The sequence below is a fragment of the Gordonia sp. 135 genome, assembly GCF_009720185.1.
GTDB classification, from domain to species: Bacteria; Actinomycetota; Actinomycetes; order Mycobacteriales; family Mycobacteriaceae; genus Gordonia; species Gordonia alkanivorans.
Genome location: NZ_CP046257.1, coordinates 3975367 through 3997305, shown reverse-complemented (window position 1 = coordinate 3997305; position 21939 = coordinate 3975367). Strand labels below are relative to the sequence as shown.

General features: G+C 67.0%; 21 protein-coding genes. 15 read left to right on the top strand and 6 right to left on the bottom strand.

Annotated elements, in window-relative coordinates; all coding sequences use genetic code 11:
• The first annotated feature begins 69 nt into the window (after positions 1-69).
• Both mftD and GKZ92_RS18100 read left to right on the top strand, forming a co-directional pair.
• Complete coding sequence (mftD, locus tag GKZ92_RS18105; protein ID WP_035753535.1) at positions 70-1269, top strand: pre-mycofactocin synthase MftD; 1200 nt, start codon at positions 70-72, stop codon at positions 1267-1269.
• A gap of 132 nt (positions 1270-1401) precedes the next feature.
• Positions 1402-2214 (top strand): mycofactocin-coupled SDR family oxidoreductase, encoded by an 813-nt coding sequence (locus GKZ92_RS18100; protein ID WP_075864003.1) that lies wholly within the window; start codon positions 1402-1404, stop codon positions 2212-2214.
• A 153-nt stretch (positions 2215-2367) separates the two neighbouring features.
• Here the strand turns inward: GKZ92_RS18100 and GKZ92_RS18095 are convergent, their stop codons facing one another.
• Positions 2368-3477 carry a CaiB/BaiF CoA transferase family protein gene (locus GKZ92_RS18095; RefSeq protein WP_075864004.1) on the bottom strand — a complete coding sequence of 370 codons (1110 nt, stop codon included), beginning with the start codon at positions 3475-3477 and terminating at the stop codon, positions 2368-2370.
• A 178-nt stretch (positions 3478-3655) separates the two neighbouring features.
• Between GKZ92_RS18095 and mftE the strand changes: the two genes are divergently transcribed.
• The 6 genes from mftE (at position 3656) to GKZ92_RS18065 (ending at position 9611) form a co-directional block, all read left to right on the top strand.
• A complete protein-coding gene (mftE, locus tag GKZ92_RS18090) occupies positions 3656-4366 on the top strand; it encodes a mycofactocin biosynthesis peptidyl-dipeptidase MftE (RefSeq protein WP_075864005.1) in 711 nt (236 codons plus the stop codon).
• A complete protein-coding gene (mftF, locus tag GKZ92_RS18085) occupies positions 4363-5964 on the top strand; it encodes a mycofactocin biosynthesis glycosyltransferase MftF (protein ID WP_075864006.1) in 1602 nt (533 codons plus the stop codon). Before mftE ends, mftF begins: the two co-directional genes overlap by 4 nt.
• A gap of 35 nt (positions 5965-5999) precedes the next feature.
• Positions 6000-7337 carry a mycofactocin system GMC family oxidoreductase MftG gene (gene mftG / locus GKZ92_RS18080; protein ID WP_155225505.1) on the top strand — a complete coding sequence of 446 codons (1338 nt, stop codon included), beginning with the start codon at positions 6000-6002 and terminating at the stop codon, positions 7335-7337.
• Positions 7338-7474: 137 nt separating this feature from the next.
• Positions 7475-7906: a PPOX class F420-dependent oxidoreductase gene (locus tag GKZ92_RS18075; RefSeq protein ID WP_155225504.1), complete on the top strand. Its 432-nt coding sequence runs from the start codon at positions 7475-7477 to the stop codon at positions 7904-7906.
• Positions 7893-8579, top strand: a complete 687-nt coding sequence (locus GKZ92_RS18070) for a hypothetical protein (RefSeq protein WP_419773316.1) — start codon at positions 7893-7895, stop codon at positions 8577-8579. Before GKZ92_RS18075 ends, GKZ92_RS18070 begins: the two co-directional genes overlap by 14 nt.
• Positions 8580-8747: 168 nt before the next feature.
• Complete coding sequence (locus GKZ92_RS18065; RefSeq protein WP_155225503.1) at positions 8748-9611, top strand: LLM class flavin-dependent oxidoreductase; 864 nt, start codon at positions 8748-8750, stop codon at positions 9609-9611.
• Between the two features lie 91 nt (positions 9612-9702).
• On the opposite strand, the gene GKZ92_RS18060 is transcribed toward GKZ92_RS18065, so the two are convergent.
• The 4 genes from GKZ92_RS18060 to GKZ92_RS18045 all read right to left on the bottom strand — a co-directional run bounded on the left by GKZ92_RS18060 (position 9703) and on the right by GKZ92_RS18045 (position 15900).
• Positions 9703-11331, bottom strand: a complete 1629-nt coding sequence (locus GKZ92_RS18060) for an NCS1 family nucleobase:cation symporter-1 (protein ID WP_155225502.1) — start codon at positions 11329-11331, stop codon at positions 9703-9705.
• A 158-nt stretch (positions 11332-11489) separates the two neighbouring features.
• The gene (locus tag GKZ92_RS18055; protein WP_155225501.1) at positions 11490-12182 is read right to left on the bottom strand and encodes a GntR family transcriptional regulator; all 693 of its coding nucleotides are present in this window, start codon (positions 12180-12182) and stop codon (positions 11490-11492) included.
• Positions 12183-12190: 8 nt separating this feature from the next.
• The gene (locus GKZ92_RS18050) at positions 12191-14104 is read right to left on the bottom strand and encodes a S9 family peptidase (protein ID WP_155225500.1); all 1914 of its coding nucleotides are present in this window, start codon (positions 14102-14104) and stop codon (positions 12191-12193) included.
• Entirely contained in the window at positions 14101-15900 is a 1800-nt protein-coding gene (locus tag GKZ92_RS18045; RefSeq protein WP_155225499.1) for an N-acetylglutaminylglutamine amidotransferase, read from the bottom strand. Before GKZ92_RS18045 ends, GKZ92_RS18050 begins: the two co-directional genes overlap by 4 nt.
• Positions 15901-16151: 251 nt before the next feature.
• Here GKZ92_RS18045 and GKZ92_RS18040 point away from each other — a divergent pair, with 251 nt between their 5' ends.
• The 4 genes from GKZ92_RS18040 (at position 16152) to GKZ92_RS18025 (ending at position 19411) form a co-directional block, all read left to right on the top strand.
• Complete coding sequence (locus GKZ92_RS18040) at positions 16152-17417, top strand: hypothetical protein (RefSeq protein ID WP_155225498.1); 1266 nt, start codon at positions 16152-16154, stop codon at positions 17415-17417.
• Positions 17418-17528: 111 nt separating this feature from the next.
• Positions 17529-17858 carry a hypothetical protein gene (locus GKZ92_RS18035; protein ID WP_155225497.1) on the top strand — a complete coding sequence of 110 codons (330 nt, stop codon included), beginning with the start codon at positions 17529-17531 and terminating at the stop codon, positions 17856-17858.
• Positions 17859-17861: 3 nt separating this feature from the next.
• The gene (locus tag GKZ92_RS18030; RefSeq protein ID WP_155225496.1) at positions 17862-19118 is read left to right on the top strand and encodes a hypothetical protein; all 1257 of its coding nucleotides are present in this window, start codon (positions 17862-17864) and stop codon (positions 19116-19118) included.
• Positions 19115-19411, top strand: coding sequence for a hypothetical protein (locus GKZ92_RS18025; RefSeq protein ID WP_155225495.1), 297 nt, complete (start codon positions 19115-19117; stop codon positions 19409-19411). The genes GKZ92_RS18030 and GKZ92_RS18025 overlap by 4 nt, the downstream gene beginning before the upstream one ends.
• Here the strand turns inward: GKZ92_RS18025 and GKZ92_RS18020 are convergent.
• Entirely contained in the window at positions 19386-19862 is a 477-nt protein-coding gene (locus GKZ92_RS18020) for a hotdog fold domain-containing protein (protein WP_155225494.1), read from the bottom strand. The genes GKZ92_RS18025 and GKZ92_RS18020 overlap by 26 nt on opposite strands.
• A 405-nt stretch (positions 19863-20267) precedes the next feature.
• Between GKZ92_RS18020 and rpsJ the strand changes: the two genes are divergently transcribed.
• From rpsJ to rplD, 3 genes are read left to right on the top strand one after another with little or no spacing between them, the layout of a single operon-like run.
• Complete coding sequence (rpsJ, locus tag GKZ92_RS18015; RefSeq protein WP_003938093.1) at positions 20268-20573, top strand: 30S ribosomal protein S10; 306 nt, start codon at positions 20268-20270, stop codon at positions 20571-20573.
• Between the two features lie 19 nt (positions 20574-20592).
• The gene (gene rplC / locus GKZ92_RS18010) at positions 20593-21249 is read left to right on the top strand and encodes a 50S ribosomal protein L3 (RefSeq protein ID WP_035753586.1); all 657 of its coding nucleotides are present in this window, start codon (positions 20593-20595) and stop codon (positions 21247-21249) included.
• Entirely contained in the window at positions 21249-21938 is a 690-nt protein-coding gene (gene rplD, locus GKZ92_RS18005; protein WP_035753588.1) for a 50S ribosomal protein L4, read from the top strand. Before rplC ends, rplD begins: the two co-directional genes overlap by 1 nt.
• Position 21939 lies beyond the last annotated feature (1 nt).

Genomic DNA, 21939 nt, shown 5'->3' with positions numbered 1-21939 from the left:
GAGTCCTCCCCGGGGTACACGGGGACCGCGGGCGATGGCACGCATCCGAATAGTGAGTGAGTAGGAGAAATGGCTCTCAACCCCTGGGCGAAAAACCCCTGGTTCGAAACGGTCACCGAGGCCCAGCGTCGGGCGAAGAAGCGACTGCCGAAGTCGGTCTACTCGTCGCTGGTCGCCGGCACGCAGGCCGGTGTGACCCTCGACGACAATGTGCAGGCCTTCAATGAACTGGGTTGGGCGCCACACGTTGTCGGCGCACAGCCGGAGCGTGAGATGACCACCTCGGTCATGGGGCAGGAGTTGTCCTTCCCGGTGATGATCTCGCCGACCGGTGTGCAGGCCGTCGACCCCGACGGCGAGGTTGCCGTCGCACGTGCCGCGGCGGCGCGTGGCACCGCGATGGGCCTGTCGAGCTTCGCCTCGCACGCCGTCGAGGAGGTCACCGCGGTCAACGACAAGGTGTTCTTCCAGATCTACTGGCTCGGCAGTCGCGAGGACATCCTCCGCCGCGCCGAGCGTGCAAGGGCCGCGGGCGCAAAGGGTCTCATCGTCACGACCGACTGGGTGTTCAACGTCGGCCGCGACTGGGGCAGCCCGGAGATCCCCGAGAAGGTGAACCTGAAGGCGCTGGTGCGTCTCGGCCCGGAGATCGCGGTCAAGCCGCGGTACGCGCTGGACTGGGTCAAGGGCGGCAAGGTCATCATCCCCGACCTCACCGCGCCGAACCTCACCCCGCAGGGTGTCCCCGGCCCGACCTTCTTCGGCGCCTACGGCGAGTGGATGGGCACCCCGCCGCCCACGTGGGAGGACCTGCAGTGGCTGCGTGAGCAGTGGGGCGGACCGTTCATGGTCAAGGGCATCACCCGTCTGGACGACGCCAAGCGCGCCGTCGACATCGGTGCGACGGCGATCTCGGTCTCCAATCACGGCGGCAACAACCTCGACGGCACCCCGGCGACGATCCGTCTGCTACCCGACATCGCCGATGCGGTCGGCAACGACATCGAGGTGCTGCTCGACGGCGGCATCCGCCGCGGTAGCGACGTCGCCAAGGCGCTGGCCCTCGGCGCCCGCGCCGTGATGATCGGCCGTGCCTACCTGTGGGGTCTCGCCGCCAACGGCCAGGCAGGTGTCGAGAACGTCCTCGATCTCATGCGTATGGGCCTAGACGGCGCGCTGATGGGTCTGGGGCACAAGAGCGTGCACGACCTCTCTGCCGACGATCTGATCATCCCGGACGACTTCAAGCGGTCCTTCGGACACGTCTGATCCGAGCAGACAAACACTCCCGCCCGCCGCCGGACATCCGGTCGGCGGGCGGGAGCGTCTCGGCCCTGTTGCCGGGCAGAACCCGCGGGAAACAGCACCCGCGACAGAACTAGAACGTGTTACAGTTCTGCCATGGGACAGTTCGACGGCAAGGTCGTCTACATCACCGGCATCGCCCGTGGTCAGGGCCGTAATCACGCGGTCCGGTTCGCCCGTGAGGGCGCCGCGATCGTGGGTCTCGACATCGCGGGTCCGATCATCGACCACGCGACCTATCCGCCCGCCACGGCCGACGATCTCGAGGAGACGATCCGGCTCGTCGAGGGTGTGGGCGGCAAGATCCTTGCCCGGCAAGGTGATACGCGGGATCTCGCGTTCCAGCAGCAGCTCGTCGCGGATGCGGTCGAGCAGTTCGGCCGCCTCGATCACGTCGTCGCCAACGCTGGTGTGCTCACCTGGGGCAAGGTGTGGGAGCTGACCGAAGAGCAGTTCACCGATGTCGTCGACATCAACCTCGTCGGCGCATGGAAGACGCTCAGGGCCACCGTCCCGGCGATGCTCGAAGCCGGCAACGGCGGCTCGATCACCATCATCAGCTCGGTCGCCGGATTGAAGGCGATGCCGATGCAGGCGTCGTACACGGCGTCCAAGCACGGCCTGGTCGGTCTGACGCAGACCGCGGCCAAGGAACTCGGCCACTACCGGATTCGCGTCAACAGCGTCCACCCCTACGCGGTCGACACCCCGATGGGAGTCGCCGACACCGAGGCCCACCGACTCTTCGAAAAGCCGTGGGTGACCCCGCATTTCGTGTCGATGCTGGACTACCACCCGGTCGCGTCGTGCGACGAGATCTCCGACGCCGTCCTGTACCTGTCCTCCGACAGCGCCAAGGGCATCACCGGTGCCGAGTTCCAGATCGACATGGGGCACTCGAAGGTCTGATCCCCTGCTCCCTGAGGTGCGAGCGAAGCGAGCCACGAAGGGCTGGTGAGGATTCTCGCCAGGCCTTCGTGGCTCGTCGCTTTCGCTCCTCGCACCTCAGGCAGCGGAGGGGAGTGCTCCTCGCTGCCTGAGGTGGTGGGAATCCTTGACGGATCAGGCCCAGAGGGTCTTCGGGTCGACGGCCTCGGTCGAGGGTCCGACCGGGGTCTCCGGCCGGGTGCGCGAGAAGCGCGGCGCGACCTGCGCCTGGGTGACGCCGTCGATGTCGATCAGGTTGGCGCGCGCGGCCATGTGCGCGTCGGCGGGCGCCTCGGCGAAGGTCAGCACCGGCGAGGTGCAGGCATCGGTGCCGTCGAAGACCTTGGCCCACTCGTCGCGGGTGCGGGACTTGAAGGTCTCGGTGAAGATCTCCTTCAGCGTGCCCCAGTTCGCGATGTCGTTCTGCGCCGGGAGATCGGCGTCGGCCAGGCCGAGGCCCTTCAGCAGCTCGGTGTAGAACTGCGGCTCGATGGCGCCGACGGCCATGTACTTGCCGTCCGAGGTCTCGTAGACCTCGTAGTAGGGGGCGCCGGTGTCGAGCATGTTGGTGCCGCGGTCGTCGCTCCACAGGCCGGTGCCGCGGAACGCCCACATCATCTGTCCCAGAACGGAAGCGCCGTCGACCATGGCCGCGTCGACGACCTGGCCCTTGCCGGAGATGCCGCGCTCGAGCAGAGCGGCGAGCACGCCCACGACGAGGAACATCGATCCGCCGCCGAAGTCGCCGGCGAGGTTGAGCGGCGGCACCGGACGATCGTCCTTGCGGCCGATGGCGTGGAGCAGGCCGGTGAGCGAGATGTAGTTGATGTCGTGGCCGGCGAGGTTGGCGCGGGGGCCGTCCTGGCCCCAGCCGGTCATACGGCCGTACACGAGGCCGGGGTTGACCTCGGTGAGGTCACCGGGGCCGAAGCCGAGGCGTTCCATGACGCCGGGGCGGAAACCCTCGATGATGACGTCAGCCTTGGCGACGAGATCGAGGATCGTGGCGCGATCGGTCTCGTCCTTCAGGTTGGCCTCGACGACGCGACGGCCGCGCAGCAGCGCGTCGGCGTTCACGCCGGGCTTCGGCAGCGTGCCGGGACGCTGGACACGGACCACGTCGGCGCCGAGATCGGCGAGCAACATGGCCGCGTGGGGTCCCGGGCCGATACCAGCGAACTCGATGACCCGGATGGAGCTGAGTGGGCCGGGTTTTCCGCTGTTGTGGGGTGTCGTACTGCTCATGTGTCGTCCTCCGGTCGTTGTACCGCCACTGTGTCAGGCGTCACGTGTCACGCAATAGCATTCCATAACCGATCGAACGCTCGTCAATGTGGTCGGCACGACGTTTTCGGCCCGTTTTTCTCGCTGTTTTTGGGCCGAGGGGCAGAAGCCTGGGAGCACGATGGCTAGCATTGGTCAGATGACAGGACCGTCGACGCTGGGGCAGTGCAGCTGGCCGGACCTCGATGGAAAGGTGATCACTCTCGTGGTACCTCTCGGTTCTGTCGAGCAGCACGGTCCGCACCTGCCTCTGGACACCGACACGCGTATCGCCGCGGCGGTCTCCGACGTCGTCTGTGAGCGCCTCGGGGATTCCGACATTCTCCGTGCCCCCGACCTCAACTACGGCGCGAGCGGCGAGCACGAGGGCTTTGCCGGGACGATCTCGATCGGACACGACGCCCTGCGCGGGATGCTCATCGAGTACGGCCGCAGTGCCTGCCGATGGGCGCGGCGCATCGTGTTCGTCAACGGACACGGCGGCAACACGCGCACGCTGATCGACGCGGTGACCCGACTCCGCTACGAGGGGCGGGATGCCGCCTGGTTCCCGTGTGCCTTCCCGGGCGCGGACGCACATGCCGGGTTCACGGAAACCTCGGTGCTGCTTCATGTCTCGCCGTCGTCGGTCGACGCGTCGCGGGCAGTCGCCGGCAATCGTGAGCCGGTCGGCGCACTGCTCGGTGCCATGCGCGAGGGTGGTGTCGGGGCGGTCAGCCCGAACGGTGTGCTGGGTGATCCCACCAAGGCCTCCGCCGACGAGGGGCGACGCCTGGTGGCCGAGGTGACCGATCGCCTCGGTGCGGCGCTCGTCTCCTGGGAGGTCGACGACCAGGGGCGACTCGGATGACCGCACTCGACGATTCGGCCCCCCGTGGCAGTGGCTCGGCCCAGGGCATCAGTGGCGACGACGTGACCGAGGGCAGGGACGTGACCGACCGGGACACGATCGACGGCGATGCCGCCAATGAGGGAAACGTCGGCGCACAAGATGTTTCGGAGAGCGACTCTGGTGAGGATGCCGATTCGACGGACGCGAGGGCGACGGGGAACCCCGCCGACCTGCCCGACGGGTTCCAGGTCCAGATCGACTTGCGCTCCGCGCGTGGCGGCGACCTCCGATACCTCGTCGGCGGCTCGCCGACGCGGTTGATGCGCATGTCCGACACCGCGCTCGGCATGACCTCGGACGACGGTCGAATTGAGGTGTGCGACAACGTGACCCGGCGTCTCGCGCGTGCGCTTCTCGACGCCGGGGTCGCCAACCCGCGCCCGATGTTCGGCCCGCGGCCCGCCGACGTCACCGTGGTGATACCGGTCAAGGACAACCAGACCGGCGTCGACCGCCTTCTCGACGCCCTCGACGGGCTGACCGTCGTGGTCGTGGACGACGGGTCGGAGGCCCCGATCGTCGCCGACCGGCCGGGCGTGAGCGTGATCCGATTCGACGAGAATCGCGGTCCGGCGGCTGCCCGGAACGCCGGATCGGCCGCTGCCACCACCGATTTCGTGGCCTTCCTGGACTCCGACGTCGTGCCCGACCCGGACTGGCTGACGGTGCTGCTCACCCACTTCTCCGACCCCACGGTCGGGATCGTGGCCCCGCGTATCGTGGGACTCCGGTCCGCCGACCGGTCGTCCTCGCTGGCCGAGTGCTACGAGAACGGCTGGTCCTCGCTGGATATGGGCCCCGAGGAATCCGCGGTCCTGCCGTCGACCCGGGTCCCGTACGTTCCCAGCGCGGCAATCGTGGTGCGGCGCAGCGCATTCTGCGGTTTCGACGAGTCGCTCAGGGTGGCCGAGGACGTGGATGCGTGCTGGCGTATGCACGCGGCGGGATGGCGGATTCGGTACGACCCGGTCGCACGGGTGGCACATGATCACCGCACCGACATGCGGTCGGTGCTGTCTCGCCGGTGCTTCTACGGAACCGGCGCAGCCCACCTCGCCGCACGTCACGGAAACCGGGCCGCCCCGCTGGTGATGTCGGTGCCGATGGCCGCGGCCGTCGCAGCTCTGCTGACCCGGACCCGCTTCGGCACCGCGCTGGCGATGCTCATCCTGACCCATCTCGCGACCCGGCTCCGCAAACGGTTGGGCGACCTACCGTCGGCCCCGCTCGTCTCGGCGCAACTCACCGGTCGGGCCGCCGGATTCGGCCTACTCCAGGCGGCTGATGCGATCTGCCGGCACTACTGGCCGGTGGCCCTGCTCATGGCGCTCGTGTCGAGACGCTTCCGCACACTCGCGATCCAGGTGGCGATCGTCGAGGGGGTGGTGTCCTGGTTCCGGGATCTCCTCGCGGACCCGACGACCCCACCGGCGCTGGGTCCGTTCCGCTACCTGCTGATGCGCCGCCTCGACGACCTCGCCTACGGCGCAGGTCTGTGGCAGGGCGTCATCACCCATCGAGACGCGGAGGCATTGCGCCCGGTCATCTCGCGATGACGTTGCCGCGCAATGATCGTCTGACGCCCGATGACATGAGCGCCGAAGTCCTGAGCGCCGACGTCGTCATCGTCGGTGCGGGGAGTGCCGGCTGCGTCCTCGCGGAGAAGCTGTCGAGGGAACCCGGGCGGCACGTCGTGCTGCTCGAGCGGGGACCCGGACGGTGGCCGGGGCCGGAGGCGCGGGACCTGCGGCGTCTCCCCATCGACGACCACGCGCCCTACGCGGTCCGGCACGCCACCGATCTCGACGGCCTCACCGCGGCGCGGGGGTCGGCGATCGGGGGGTCCTCCGTGGTCAACGGCGGATACTTCCTGCGTTGGCATCCCGAGGACTTCGCGGACTGGCCGGAAGGCTGGGACCTCGACGCGGTCGAGGCCGCCTACTCCGAACTCGACGGGGGCGGGGACGGGGATGGGGGCACGATGGGGGTCTCGCCGGTGCCCGACGATGAACTCGGTGATGCCGGAACGTCTTTCGAGCGGTACTGGTCGGCGCGAGCGGCTGTCCGTCCGCTCGACGACCGCTGGCCGGTCACCGGCGTGAACCGGGTACTCGGCAACCGATCCGGGATGGAGCGCCGGACCGCGGCTCAGGCCTACCTCGAGCCGGCGCTCGACCGGCCGAATCTCCGCGTGGTGGCCGACTGCGAGGTCCGGCGGCTCGAGGTCTCCGGCGGGCGGCGCGTCACCGGCGTGCGTACCGATCGGGCCACCTTCAGAGCCGGCGAGGTGATCCTCGCCGGCGGCACGCTGGGCACCGCGCAACTACTACTCGCTTCAGACCTCGAGCCGCTCGGCGGGGCCGCATTCCTCGACGCCGGTGAACACCGGGGACTGGCCGTCTCCTATCGCCGAAAGGGACCGGCCGAACCCGGGATGGTGCTGCCGTCGGTGGTGCACACTGTCGGTGGTCTCGAGATCCGTTGTTACCGGGATGATTTCGCGGCCTACATCGACGGTCTCCCGTACAGCGGGCCGATGGTCGAGGTGACCGCGATGGACCTATCGCCGGTGCGACTCGTCGCCGACGGCGAGCGCGTCCGTCTCGTGTTCGGAGAACCGTCGGCCGAGGTCACCGCCGCGATGCGTGCGGGCGCCGACCGGGTGGTGGAGATGCTGCACTCGACCGAGTTCGCCGGCATCGTCGTTCCGGGCAGCGTCTCGGTGGCCGCGGTGCCGGGGTTCTCGCAGCACACGTGGGGCACGATGCCGATGGGTGTGCGCACCGACGCGCTCGGTGCGGTGCACGGGACGGAGGGGTTGCGTATCGTCGACGGATCGATCCTGCCGACGGGCGGCCACAGCGGGCCGCACGCCACGATCATGATGGTGGCCGTCCACATCGGCAACCGGCTCTCGGATGAGGGGTGAGCGAGCAGTTCTTCGTCCTGGATACCGCATCCTTCCCGCGGTGTCTGTTTCCTTCCCGCAGGCGCTGTCCGGTAAGCGGGAAGGAATCGGCCACGCGGGAACCTGTACCTTCGGCCGGGAACACCTAGGCTGGATACATGTCTGGAACGTCGCTGTCGGATCCCGCGGTCCGGGAATTCCTGGCCTCCGGTACCAAGACCGGCCACCTCGGATACACCGCCGCCGATGGCAGGCCCCTGGTGGTCCCGGTCTGGTTCGTCCTTGACGGAGACCGCCTGGCCTTCAACACCGGTGCTACCACCGCGAAAGGTCGTGCGCTCCTGCGCGATCCGCGTGTCGCGATGTCGGTCGACCTGCAGGAACCGCCGTTCGGCTTCGTCCAGGTGCAGGGCCGGGCGGTGGTGACGGAGGACCCCGACGAAGTGCGGCGGATCGCCACGCTGTGCGGCGCGCGATACATGGGTGCCGAACGGGCCGAGGAGTTCGGTGCGCGCAACGGCGTACCGGGCGAACTGGGCGTCTGGATCGAACCGAGCAAGGTCATCGCGGAACTCGATGTCACCGCGTGAGTCCTCAGCGCGATGGACGGCGACGCGGCGTCGTGCCTGGCCCGCTGCGCCGTTCGCACCCACGCTGCCGAAACAGTGCTGGGGTTTCATGGTCGGGTCCGCCCTGTTCGCCCTCGGGTCGGCCCCCGGACTCGGGCAGCTCGCCGGCGCCGACGTCGTCAACCTGTGCTGTTTCGCCGGCGCCTGGTTCTTCACCGGGGCCGGCTTCATCCAGTTGGTGCGCAGCGCGTCGCCGGCCGAACTGGAGTCATCTCTCCCGGGGTCGGCGGTCCGCGCCGAATGGCTGAGCGCCGCAACCCAATCCGTCGGTACGATCCTGTTCAACATCTCGACGACGAGTGCCCTGTTCGCCCATACGGTCGCCGGTGAGCGCCACCTCGTGTGGTCTCCCGACGCCGGCGGCTCGGTGGCCTTCCTGATCAGCGGCGCGGTCGCCTTCGCCGCCTACTCCCGGTCGACGGGTCATGGTCTCGACTTCCGGGACCGGGCCTGGTGGTCGGTCCTGGTGAACTGGGTGGGGTGTGTCGCGTTCGGGGTGTCGGCCGTCGGCGCTTTCGTGAACAAGGACGGTGTGACGGCCGATGCCATCGCCGCCAACGCCGGGACATTCGTGGGCGCGCTCTGCTTCTTCGTGGCGTCGGCGATCGTGCTGCCGGAAACCCGGCACCGCTGATCCGCGTCGCACGGGAGAATGTGACGATGCCGGCCGGGATCTCCGTCGGCGCAACCGGTGCCGCGTTCTCCGCTACCAGCGCCTCCGTGACCACGCACGCAGGATCGGTCACCGAGATCCCCGGCGCGGTCCCGCAGTCGCCCGGCGAGCCGAAGTACAGTGTGAGCCGTGCGCTACGGCATCTGCATACTTCCCGATCTGACCTGGGAACAATCCCGGCCGCGATGGATTCTGGCCGAGGCGATGGGTTTCGACCACGCCTGGACCTACGACCACCTCGTCTGGGGCGGCCTGCCGGACTCGCTCTGGTCCGGCTGCATGCCGCTGTTGTCGGCGGCCGCCGTGGTCACGAGCACCATCGAACTCGGCGCGTTCGTGGTCTCGCCCAATTTCCGTCACCCGGTGGCTTTTTCGCGTGAGGTCGAGACCCTCGTCGACATCTCGGACGGTCGCTTCCTGCTGGGTCTGGGCGCCGGAGGCCAACCGGACGACGTCGTGCTCGGGCAGCCGGCGCTCACCGTCGGTCAGCGGGTCGACCGATTCCAGGAGTTCGTCGGACTGCTCGAGATGACCCTGAGCGAGGATCACGTCGACGCGGACGGCCGCTACTTCCGCGCGCGGAACATGCGCCTGGGACGTGGACCGGTTCGAGACCGGGTGCCTTTCCTGCTCGCCGGCAACGGTCCACGCTCGGTGCGGTTCGCCGCCCGTCACGGTGACGCGTGGGTGACCACCGGCCAGGCGACGGAGGGCCTCGACGAGTGGTTCGGGTCCGTCGGACGGGCCGTCGCCATCGTCGACGAGGAACTAAGTCGGCGACCGGGCCGTCGGATCGACCGATACCTCAGTCTCGAGGCCGCCCCGCGTAACCCGCTCGAGAGTGTCGGCCTGTTCGACGACATGGTCGGCCGCGCAGCCGAACTCGGCTTCACCGACATCATCGTGCCCTGGCCGCGGGACACCGAACCCTACAAGGCGTCGATGGACGTTCTCGAGGCGATCGCGGAGCGCGGGCTGGGTCAGAGCCGGTAGACCCGGAACGGGCCGCGCGACGAATCGCGCGGCCCGATCGATCAGCGCCGACTTCCTCCCGGGAGGTGTCAGGGTGATGACGTTCGTCGCATCAGTTGCCCGGTGCCTCTTCGGCGGTGACCCCGGCGACCGCCGGCTCCGGGGCCGGGTAGCCCACGGGTTCACCCGTGGCGTCGACCGCGATGTCGGTGGTGGTGTGAGCGGTGGGTGCCGCACCGTGGATCAGATGGGTGGGAACGACTTTCATGCCCAGCCAGTAGACCGCCAGGCCGAGGCCGGCGCCGATGAACCAGGTGAAGCTGGCCTGGTAGGCGGTGCCGAAGATGACGACACAGATCGGCAGGATGGAGGCGACGATGGTCGACGCGACCGCCACCGGATTCCATCCGTTGCGGTACCAGTAAGCGCCTTCCGGCTTCATGGTGAACAGGTCGTCGACGACGATCTTCTGCTTCTTGACCAGATAGAAATCGGCGATCAGGATGCCGAACAGCGGACCGATCACGGCGCCGAGCGTGTCCATCGTGTAATGGATCGCGGTCGGGTTGTTGAAGAGGTTCCACGGGGTGATCAGGACCGAGCCGACCGCGGCGATCATGCCGCCGGTTCGCCAGCTGATCCTGGTGGGGGCCACATTCGAGAAGTCGAAGGCGGGGGACACGAAGTTGGCGACGATGTTGATGCCGATCGTGGCGATGGCGAAGGTCAGCACACCGAGCACCGCGGCGGTGGTGTTGTCGATCTTGTCGACGATGTGGACCGGGTCGGTGATGATGTTGCCGTCCGCGTCCTTGCCGATGACCGTCACCGCCGCCGAGACCGTGCACACGACGAGCAGCGAGAAGAACAGGAAGTTGACCGGCAGGCCCCAGAAGTTGCCCTTCTTGACCTCGCCGAAACTCTTTCCGTAACGGGAGAAGTCGCCGAAGTTGAGCATCGGGCCGGAGAAGTAGGAGACCACGAGCGCGAACGCGCTGATCATCATCGTGATCGACGACCATCCGGTGAGGCCGTCGCCGACCGAGAGGTCGAGGCTCACGTTGCTCCAGCCCGCCTTGACGATCAGATAGCCGGCGAGCGCGATCATCACGACATAGACAGCGGGACCGCAGAAGTCGATGAACTTGCGGATGGTGTCCATGCCGTTCCAGAAGACGAAGGCCTGCAGGACCCACATCAGGAGGAAACCGGCCCAGCCGAGCAGCGACAGTCCCAGGAAGCCGTGCTGGTCGACGTCACCCCACGGTTCGAGACCCGGCCAGAACTTCAGCGCGAGCAATCCGAATGCGACCGAGGCGAGATAGGTCTGGATGCCGTACCAGACGACCGCGATCGCGCCGCGGATGATCGCCGGGATGTTGGCGCCCTTGACACCGAAGGACACCCGCGTCGTCACCGGGTACGGGACCCCCGCGATCTGAGACGGTTTGGCGACGAGGTTGCAGAGGATGTTGACGGCGACGATGCCCACCAGCAGGGCGACGAGGACCTGCCACGCGGCGATCCCCAGCGCGAAGAGGCTGCCGGCGAAGACGTAGCCGCCGACGCTGTGCACGTCGGACATCCAGAACGCGAAGATGTTGTACCAGGTCCACTTCTGTTCCTTCAGCGGTGCGAGATCGGTGTTGGTGAGTCGTTCGTCGTAGCTTGCCTTGATGACGCTCTCGCCCGCGGCGCCGTGATGCGACTGGGCCGCCTCGGCAGGGGTCGGTGTGGACATGTGTTCTCCCGGTTCGTCTCTCAGCGTGGAAACCCGCTCTCAGGTGCGGAAATGCTGATGGGACAAAAGTAGGAACGGTTTGTTACCTGACGATGAACGCGCAAATATATTCCGCTGGGCACATCGACGGGTGCCCGATTCGACGGTCCTGGGACGGGTCAATCGTGGCGGACGTCGAGGAGATCGGCCGCTTCGACGATCGCGCTCTCGAGTCGCTGGTGGTGCCGGCGTGCGACCTCGAGAACCGCCGGGGTGTCGCGGTCGGCGAAGGCATCGAGGAGGTCTTCGTGGTCGGTGTTGAGTGCGGCCTGGGTCTCTGAGGTCACCGCCCGCATCATCTGGAAGGGTTCGGTGAGGTTCCAGGTCGCCTCGAACATGTTGAGCAGTCGCGGCATCGCGCACGGGGTGGTGAGGGCGCGGTGGAACTCGCGGGACACGTCATGGAATGCCTTGCCGTCGTTGTACTTCACCGCGACGAGGAGCTCGGCGTGACGGTCCCGGGCGATCTGCAGTGCGGACTCGTCGATGAGCTCGACCGATCGGGTGAGAGCGGCCTGTTCGAGGGTTCCACGGACGAAGTAGATCTCGCGGAGCTCGTCGGTGGACGGCTGGCTGACGTGGTACCCGGCGTTGGGTCGATGGACGACGAGACCCTCACCGACAAGGGTCTTCAGCGCTTCGCGCACGGGTATCGGACTGACCTGGAAGGCGTCGGCGATCTCGGCGGGCGGGATCTGTGTTCCCGGAGGTGCACCACCGGACAGGATGAGACGACGGAGTTCCTCGAGTATGTTGGCGCGCTCGTTGCCGGTGCGGGTGTCCGCGAGCTGCGCGATCAACCGGTCGGTCATCCGCCGGTTCACCGCATCACCCCGGGCCGCGTCGGATACTTGGCGATCCACTCGGCGACGGCCTCGGTCAGTCGATGCTGATTGCTGCGCTTGACGATCTCGTGGCCCTCGTCGTCGAACATCAGCATCTCGGCGACTGCACCACGTGCCTGCAGCTCGGCGACGATCTGCTGTGACTCGCTGACCGGGACGTTCGTGTCGTGCGCGCCGTGTACGACGAGCAGGGGTGCGCGCACGTCGTCGATGCGGTGGATGGGGGAGAGGTCGGCGAGTAGCTCGCGATCCGATTCGGGGTGTCCGTATTTGGTGTAGGCGGCGACGGCGATCCACGGTTCGGTGTTGCGGAAGAACGACTCGAGGTCACTCATGCCGCAGATGGCGATACCGGCCGCGAACAGGTCGGGGTGGAAGGTCAGGCAGGCCAGGGTCAGGTAGCCCCCGTAGGAGCGGCCCGAGCAGTACACCGCGTCCGGATCGGCGATCCCCAGGCGGCACAGCAGTTCCGCGCAGTCCGCGGCGTCGTCGATGCCGGCATACCGGCCGTAGCGATCGTCTGCGTGGGAGAAGAGTCGGCCGTAACCCGACGAGCCACGGACGTTGGGGGCGAAGACGGTGATCCCGGCATCGACGAGCGGGCCGAAGAGGAACTGGTAGTCCGGTCGGGTTTGTCCCTCGGGGCCGCCGTGGAAGTAGAGCAGCGTCGGGCCGGGTCGCTCGTCGCGGGTCTTCTTCGCGGCCCGATACAGAAAACCCGACAGCGGCATGCCATCCCGTGCGAAGAACTCCACGAGCTCGGGGCGGAGAAGACTCGATGGACCCTCACCGGTGACGACGTCGTCCCGCACCGGCGTCACCCTCCGGTTCGCGACGTCGATCAGGTGGACGAGCGGCGAGTGCTGCGGGCTCGACACCGTCACCGACACCACCGATCCAGCTGCGCTGATCGACAGGTCATGGGCAACCTCGCCGGGGAGATCGATCGGCGGGTGCAGCGTCTGGTCGGGCAGCGTCAGGATTTGCAACTGGCTGCGGCCCTTCATATTCCACAAGAGGGCGACGGTGGACTGGTCGTGGCTGACGGCGAACTCGTCGAGCCCGATGTCGACGCGTTGCGCCATCACCCGGAACCGCACGCCGAACTTGCTGACCTCGACGCCGAGGAGACGGGGGAACTTCGCGTCGAAGTCGCTGCGCACCAGGGCCTGGACGCTGTCGAGGTCGCGGGTGGGTTCGTTCGGTGCGGGTACGAAGACCAGCGACGCGTGATCGAAGCCCTGATCGAGCACATAACCCTGATCGGTGACCGCGCCGGGGTCCTGGGGGAGCAACGGGGTCATCGTGAACTCGTCACCGGGCGAATCGGGACGGCGTCGGATCAGGAGCATGTCGTGGTAGCCGCGCGGTCCGACCCGGACGAGCGTCGCACCCTTCCACGAGTCGATCAGCTCGCTGCCGACGCGCAGGTCGAGGGTACGGGTGGTCTGGGTTCCGGGGTGGACGCGCAACGCATGCGTGGTGCCGTCGTGGTCGATCGCGGTGAGCAGGACCCAGTCGGTGTCCCAGCCGACGAGGCGGACGGTCCCGTAGGACCGGCCGTCCGGGCGGGTGGCCGCGATCCGGTGCGCGGTGTCGTCGTCGGGGTCGGTGGTGACCACCCAGACCTGGTGGTGCTCACCGCCGCTCGGTGCGATCTCGACGGCCAGCCAGCGGCTGTCGGTGGAGTGCACGATCTTTCGGACCGGGCCGGTGGACCGCAGCTTCACCCAGCGCAGGTCGCCGACCCCGTCCCGGGACAGGGATCGTTGCGCCGCACGGGGGTACCCGTTGCCGTCGTCGACGATGTACGCGAACGCACTCCCGTCCGGTGAGAGGGAGGCTCCGTAGGTCTTCCAACCGCGGTCGTCGAAACGCAGAGCGGTCACCGTCGGGCTTTCGCTTCCATCGTCTGGAGCCACATCTCGAGGAGCGCGACCTGCCAGAGTTCGTTCCCGTCGAGGCGCGTGCGGATGCCGTTGGGGTCGCCGAAGAGCTTGTCGAGCGCCTCGGGCCGGTAGAGGCCGCGGTCGACGGCGGACTGCGACCGGAGGGTGTCGTTGACGAGGTCGAGGACCCCGCCGGTCAGGTGGCGGATGCCGGGCACCGGGAAGTAGCCCTTGGTGCGGTCGATCACCGCCGACGGCAGGAGCGCCCGGCTCGCCTCCTTGAGAACACCCTTGCCCCCGTGCGCGAGTTTGAGTTCGGCCGGGCAGGTGGCGGCGAGTTCGACGAACTCGTGGTCGAGGAAGGGCACTCGGGCCTCGAGACCCCACGCCATCGTCATCGTGTCGACGCGCTTGACCGGGTCGTCGACGAGCATGACGGTGGTGTCGAGCCGCAGCGCCGCGTCGACCGAGGTGTCGGCGCCCGGAGCCGACTGGTGTGCTTGGGCGAAGGCGAAACTGGGGTCGTAGCCGGACTCGAGGAGGTACTCGCCGGCGAGGATGCTGCGGATGTCGGCGTCGTCGCGGTCGAAGAAGACGTTCGCGTAGGCGCGGGTCGTGTCCTGGCGCGGCACACCGCGCAGCGGCGGATACCAGCTGTAGCCGCCCAGGATCTCGTCGGCGCCCTGCCCGGACTGGACCACCTTGATAGACTTGCTGACCTCCTGCGACAGGAGATAGAAGGCCACGCAGTCGTGACTGACCATCGGCTCGCCCATCGCGGCGACGGTGTCGGGGATCGCGGGCAGCAACCGGTCGGTACCGATGTGGATCTTGTGATGATCCGTCGCGAAGGTGTCGGCGATCAGGTCGGAGTAGGCGTACTCGTCGCCGGATTCGCCGGCCGCCGAGTCGAATCCGATGCTGAAGGTGGCCAGGTCGGTCTGTCCCTGCTCGGCGAGCAGAGCCACGACGAGCGACGAGTCGACGCCGCCGGACAGGAGCACGCCGACCGGGACGTCGGCGACCATGCGGCGCTTCACCGAGGTGCGTAGGGAGTCCAGGAGCTCGGCATGCCATCGCTGCTCGTCCCAGTCGGCGCGATCGGGGTGGGCCTCGAAGCTCGGCTCCCAGTACTTCCGTTCGGTGCGTCGACCATCGGGATGGACGACCATGACGGTGGCCGGGGGCAGCTTGCGGATGCCGTTGTAAATGGTGTGCGGGGCCGGGACCACCGCGTGGAAGCTGAAATAGTGATGCAGCGCAACACGATCGATCGAGGTGTCCACGTCACCGGCACGGAGGAGTGCCTGTACCGATGATGCGAACCGTAGACGTCCCGGGGTGTCGGCGAGGTAGAGCGGCTTGATCCCGAGGCGGTCGCGGCCGAGGGTCACCACGCCGGTGTCGGTGTCGACGATCGCGAAGGCGAACATACCGATGAAGTGGTCCACGCAGTCGGGACCCCAGGCGTGGAAGGCCTTGAGGATCACCTCGCTGTCGGCGTGGGAGAAGAAGGAGTAACCCTTCGCCTCGAGTTCGGCCCGCAGCTCGTGATGGTTGTAGATGCAACCGTTGAAGACGAGCGCCAGTCCCAGGACCGGGTCGATCATCGGTTGGCTGCCCTTCTCGGACAGGTCGATGATCTTCAGGCGCCGATGTCCGAGAGCGACAGACCCTTTCGCGAAGACGCCGCTCCCGTCGGGCCCGCGGCGCGTCATCTCGCAGGTCATCGCGTCGACTGTCGAGACGTCGGGCACGCTACCGTCGAAACGGATCTCGCCGCAGATTCCGCACATGATCTCTGTCCTCCTGCTCGGTGGCGCCTGTCGGTCGGTTCCCCGTCGATACCGTCCCTCTTCGATACTGCCGCACTCCAGGGTCCGGCCCCGGGGTTCTTGCCCCGCTCCGGCAGGAGTGGCGTCGACGGCGGGACCTTCTCCACCCTATGAGCATCGTCGCCGGGAGGCAGGCCGAGACGATATCGCGGGATCGGCCCGGCACGCAGGTGAGCTGTGGCTACGATCGCCGCGAGGCGAAGGGAGAAAACATGTTCACACAGGTCAAGCATCGTGTCGGAGCCATCGTCGGCTTCCTCGTCGGTGCGGTGCTCGCGGCGGTGGCCGGCGTGGTGCCTGCCCCGGCATCGGCGGCCCCGCAGGGATATGCGCCGGGTCCGGGATGCGCGTGGCAGTTGATGTCGAACAGCACCGACCTCAATGTCGCCTTCCCCGACGCCAACGCGACCTACTGGATACTGCCGTATGCGCTCGGCCCGGGGGATTCGATCCGCCTGTCGGGGACCTTCCCGGCTGCCCGGTACTTCTCGCTCAACACCTACGGCACCGATCTCGACACGGTCGACACGCTGCGTGACAACCAGATCCGGCCCGATGCGGGCAGCATCAACCCCTTCGCCGCGCCGGTCCGCATGCCGCCGCCGTCCAAGCGCACATGGCACGCGACTGTCGTGCCCGGCGCCGCCGACCACTCGCGCAACGAGATCCGCGGGCTCCCCGCCGGTGGGCAGAACGTGCCGGTCGGCTTCCTCATCGTCCGGATCTACGTCCCCGACGATCCGAAATCCCCGAACGGCGGCGTCACCCTGCCGAACGTGACCTTCTCGATCGCCGGGCAGTCCGTCCCTGTCGCGCCGTGCGCGCAGCCGTTCAACCCGCGGAACTACAACGGACCGATCGCGCAGGCGCTCACCAGGGTGTTCGACGATGCGATCGGCAACGCCGCATCGGGGTCGTTCCCCGGCGACGCCGCCGAGGCCACCTTCGTCAATCCAGCGAGCACCTCGGGTCTGTTCCCCAACGGTGACAACAAGTACATCGGCTCGCTGCTCACCTACCGACCCGGCCGCGTCGCGGTGATCCGCGGCAAGGCGCCGAGCTTCCCGAACAGCCGGGCGGGGCAGTCGCCGGCCACCCCGGGCGAACAGCTCCGATACTGGTCGATGTGCCAGAACGACAAGGTGACGCCCTACCCGGTCGTCGCCTGCGCGGCCGACTACGCGACCCGGATCGACGCCGACGGTTATTACACCTATGTGGTCGCGGCGCCGTCGGACCTGACCGCACAGGTGGCCGGCTCCGACCTCACCGTCATCCCGTGGGGCAGCACATCGGTGCCGAAGGTGGTGTTCCTCCGCAACATGCTGCCGTCGGCGGACTTCTATCCGAACAGCGTGCAGGCGTCGCAGGCGAACAAGTCCGACCCGGCGTCGACGATGGGACCTTACTATCCGCGCGCGACCTACTGCGCGGCGACGACGGTACGCACCGCCGGATGGCAGGCCTGCTACCGCTGACTACTTGGGGGCGAGCCTGGCAATGAACCCTGCGCCGCTCGCACGTTGGACCCGACCGGGTTGTGGATGGCCACGGCCATGTGGCGCAGGGGGCGGATATGCTTCCCACTCGTGACACAGGGGGACAGAGCAAAGAATGTTGCGGTCGATCTCGGAGAGCTCGCAGCGGCGGCACAGTTGACCGGGGTCTGGACCGAAGACTGCGCTGACCGGTTCAGTACCGCCGGCAGACGAATGAACGACAGTCTCAGCGGCTGGGCGTGTACTTCAGGTGCAGCGATGGAAAAGATCACGACCCGCTGGGTTGAAGCCAATCGCCGGCTCGTCGAGCACGTGGGAACCCTCTCAGGCAGACTGCAACTCGCGCACTACGAACTGTCGTCTGCTGATCGCGAAAGTGCCGACCGGATCGAGCGCCCCAAACTGCTGAACCTGAACTGACACGTGGTCACTGTTCCGGACATCGACAGGTGGGATGCAGAGCAGGTTCGCGAGGTGTTCCGTCAGACGGAAGAGAACATCCAGAACTGCGACACAATGGTCACACGGTTCGCGAATCTGGCGGTCTTCGAAACCTGGTCCGGGGATTCCGCGGACGCCGCGGGTTCCCGTGTGGCGACGGCGGTGAAGGACTTCACGAACTTCCGCAACGAATCCGCTCTTATAGGTATGGCCGCGCGTCAGGCTGCGGAGTCCATCGATGAAGTCAAGCGACGATTGGAAGCAGTTCGCGAAGGAGCGCGGCAACTGGGACTGACCGTCACCGAGGCGGGGACGATCGACGGACCCACCCCGTCGCCTTCGGACACCACTTTTCCGCTCTTCGAAGTGCTGGCGTTCCTCTCGATGAAGGAAGATCTGCAGGAGCAGCTTTCTCAGCTACTCGCCGACGCCGCTCAAGTCGATCAGGACCTGGCAGCTGTGATCGAGGCAGCAGATGGCGACTTGCCCGTCACCGACGTCGATCCGATCACGGGAACCAGCAGTATCTCGAGGCGAGCCAATCAGACAAAGGTGTTCGAAGACCGGTTCGATCGGCCTCCATCGACGCCGAGCGAGTGGAAGCTTGCGGAAGCCATGGACCCGAACACCTACGATCCTCGGTACAAGGGAACGGACTCTGCCGTCGTCGTGAAGTCGATAGACAAAGTTCCGGGCGGAGGTCTCGTGCGTGTGAACGCATTCATCCCACGTGACAACGTCCACAACATCCCGCACGACAACGCCGGCGACAGCAGGGGATTCGATGGCAGCGCGGGCGCTGAGGACTGCAGGGTATCCATCTACATCGACTACGACAATGGCGTTGTCGTGATGCGTCAGAACCCGTCGGTCGAAATACCGTCTGGGGCTGTGAAGGTCGGTAGCCCCACCCTCGGTGTGGCGCAGGATGGAGAGCGCGTGCAGGTGACCTTCGAAGCGAAGGATCCGTTCATGCCCTTCTACGACCAGGAAGTAGGAAAGTGGGCTTCGAGCACGGTCGGGGCCAGCGTGCGAGGAACCTTGGTCGCAGAGCCATACGACGGTATGGAGCCAAGATTGGAAGGCCAGCTCACCAACTACCCAGCCTGGGAGGTCTACGCCGACTCCGACTCCGGGGTTCCGACGCAGGTCTACGGACACATGCCGGACCCGACCGACCTGTGGGGACCCCTGAGGCACCTGCCGGGGCACCACGACGTGAAGGTAGGCGGCAATTGATCGGACGATGGTTCCGCCCGTACTCGCTCAGGCTCGCGGTCATCTGCCTGCCGCTGAGTTACCTGGTCTTCGTTGCGGCCTTCTGGGGATGGACCTACTCTGCCGCCGCCGAGACCGCCACGACGAGCGCCGCCGAGGGGCTGGTTGTTGTCTCTGCCTGGTACGGCATGTCCTTCTACGTCTGGGCGCCGCTGCTGTGGTTCCTCGTCTCGTTGGTGGGGGTCCTGATCGGGCAGTTGCGAGCGCGGAGACGTCGAGCGGAAGCCGTTACCCAGGCGTCACCCAGGTGGTGATGTCGCAGTGGACCACCTCGACGCCCTTGGTGTCGGTGATGCTGACCGACACCGTGACGTCCGTGCCCTCGGTGAGAGTGGCGAAGTCGACCGGCTCGGCCAGGCGGGCCTCGGCGGTGAGTCGAGTGGTGGCCTTAGCCAGGTACTGAGTCTCCATCGCCTTCGGGATCCAGCGGTGCGACGTCGGGGTCGTCGCCTCCATCAGCACGCCCATCGCGGCCTCGGCCAGGTTGCACGCGGCAATCGCGTGGAAGGTGCCGATGTGGTTGTGGACCCCGAACCAGTTGGGGGCGGTGACCTTGGCGAAACCCGGCTCCATCTCCTGGACCAGAGGGAACACGGTCCCGAAGTAGGGGGCCTTGGCAACCAGGCCGAGCGAGAACAGGACGTTCCCGAGAGTGTTGTCGGGAAGCTTCTTGCGCAGGGCGTAGGTGGAACCGATAGCAGCCATGCGCGCATCTTACTCATGAGTCAGTTGAGCGGTCCGGGGGTGTGACGAGGTCGGATTTGAATCGGCACCCGTCTCTGTTGCATACTTGTCGGGTTGCCTTGACCGGCAGACGCACGTCGCACTCTGTGCCGACACCGCCGATGTGGTCAGGTGAATGACTCCCAGGCCCGGTTTACGGGGACTGGCGTGTAACGCGTGCTCCGAATCAGGTTCACGGACTCGACACGCCCGACCGCGGGTGCCGGAGCAAACCGGTTCGTTCCAGAGACGAGCCAACGTACAACGACAGATGAACAGCGTCGATTGCCGAATCTCACACGGCGGTCATGTGCTCAGCCGGCGAGAGCCTGCCCCTGGTCACGCGGTGTTTGTCTGTCGAGAACAACTGACGGAAGAGGACACAGCGTGGCGGGACAGAAGATCCGCATCAGGCTCAAGGCCTACGACCACGAGGCGATCGACGCTTCGGCGCGCAAGATCGTGGAGACCGTGACCCGTACGGGTGCACGTGTCGTTGGCCCGGTGCCGTTGCCCACCGAGAAGAACGTGTACTGCGTCATCCGTTCGCCGCATAAGTACAAGGACAGCCGCGAACATTTCGAGATGCGTACCCACAAGCGACTCATCGACATCCTCGACCCGACCCCGAAGACGGTCGACGCGCTCATGCGCATCGACCTGCCGGCCAGTGTCGACGTCAACATCCAGTAGGACGGGGGCGAGATAAATCATGAGCAACCAGAGTTCATCCAAGGGCATCCTGGGCACCAAGCTCGGCATGACCCAGGTTTTCGACGAGAACAACCGCGTCGTTCCGGTCACGGTCATCCAGGCCGGCCCGAACGTGATCACCCAGCTCCGTACGCAGGATCGTGACGGCTACACCGCCGTCCAGATCGCCTACGGCGCCATCGATCCCCGCAAGGTGACCAAGCCGGTCGCCGGCCAGTACGAGAAGGCCGGGGTCACCCCGCGCCGCCACCTGGCCGAGATCCGCGTCAACGACGTCAGCGAGTTCGAGATCGGTCAGGAACTGACCGCCGAGATCTTCGCCGACGGCGCGCTGGTCGACGTCACCGGCACCTCGAAGGGCAAGGGTTTCGCCGGCGTCATGAAGCGCCACGGCTTCGCCGGTCTGGGCGCCAGCCACGGCGCTCACCGCGTGCACCGCGCACCGGGCTCGATCGGTGGCTGCGCCACCCCGGGTCGCGTGTTCAAGGGCATGCGGATGGCCGGTCGTATGGGTAACGACAAGGTGACCACGCAGAACCTCACCGTCCACAAGGTGGACGCCGAGGCCGGCCTGCTGCTGATCAAGGGAGCGATCCCGGGTCGCAAGGGCGGCATCGTGGTGGTCCGCGACGCAGTGAAGGGTGGTGCGAAGTAGTGAGCACCGAGACCACGACCAAGTTGACGCTGGACGTCAAGACCGCCGACGGCAAGACCAACGGAACCGTTGACCTGCCGGCCGCGCTGTTCGACGCTCCCGCAAACATCGCGCTGATGCACCAGGTCGTCGTGGCCCAGCAGGCCGCGGCTCGCCAGGGCACGCACTCCACCAAGACCCGCGGCGAAGTCCGCGGTGGTGGCGCCAAGCCGTACCGCCAGAAGGGCACCGGCCGTGCGCGTCAGGGTTCGACCCGTGCACCGCAGTTCACCGGTGGTGGCACCGTCCACGGCCCGCAGCCGCGTGACTACAGCCAGCGCACCCCCAAGAAGATGAAGGCCGCCGCCCTGCGCGGTGCCCTGAGCGATCGCGCTCGCAACGAGCGCATCCACGTGATCACCGAACTGGTTGCGGGGCAGGCCCCCTCCACCAAGTCGGCTCGCGATTTCCTGGAGAGCCTCTCCGATCGTCGCAAGTTCCTGGTCGTTCTCGGCCGTGAGGACCTGACGGCGTGGAAGAGCGTGGCGAACCTGGAGAACGTGCTCCCGATCGCGCCCGATCAGCTCAACACCTACGACGTCCTGGATTCGGACGAGGTGGTGTTCAGCGTCGAGACGCTCAATGCCTTCATCGAGCAGAACACGGCGGATGCCAAGGCTGCCGTCGAGAAGACAGCAGAGGAGGCCTGAC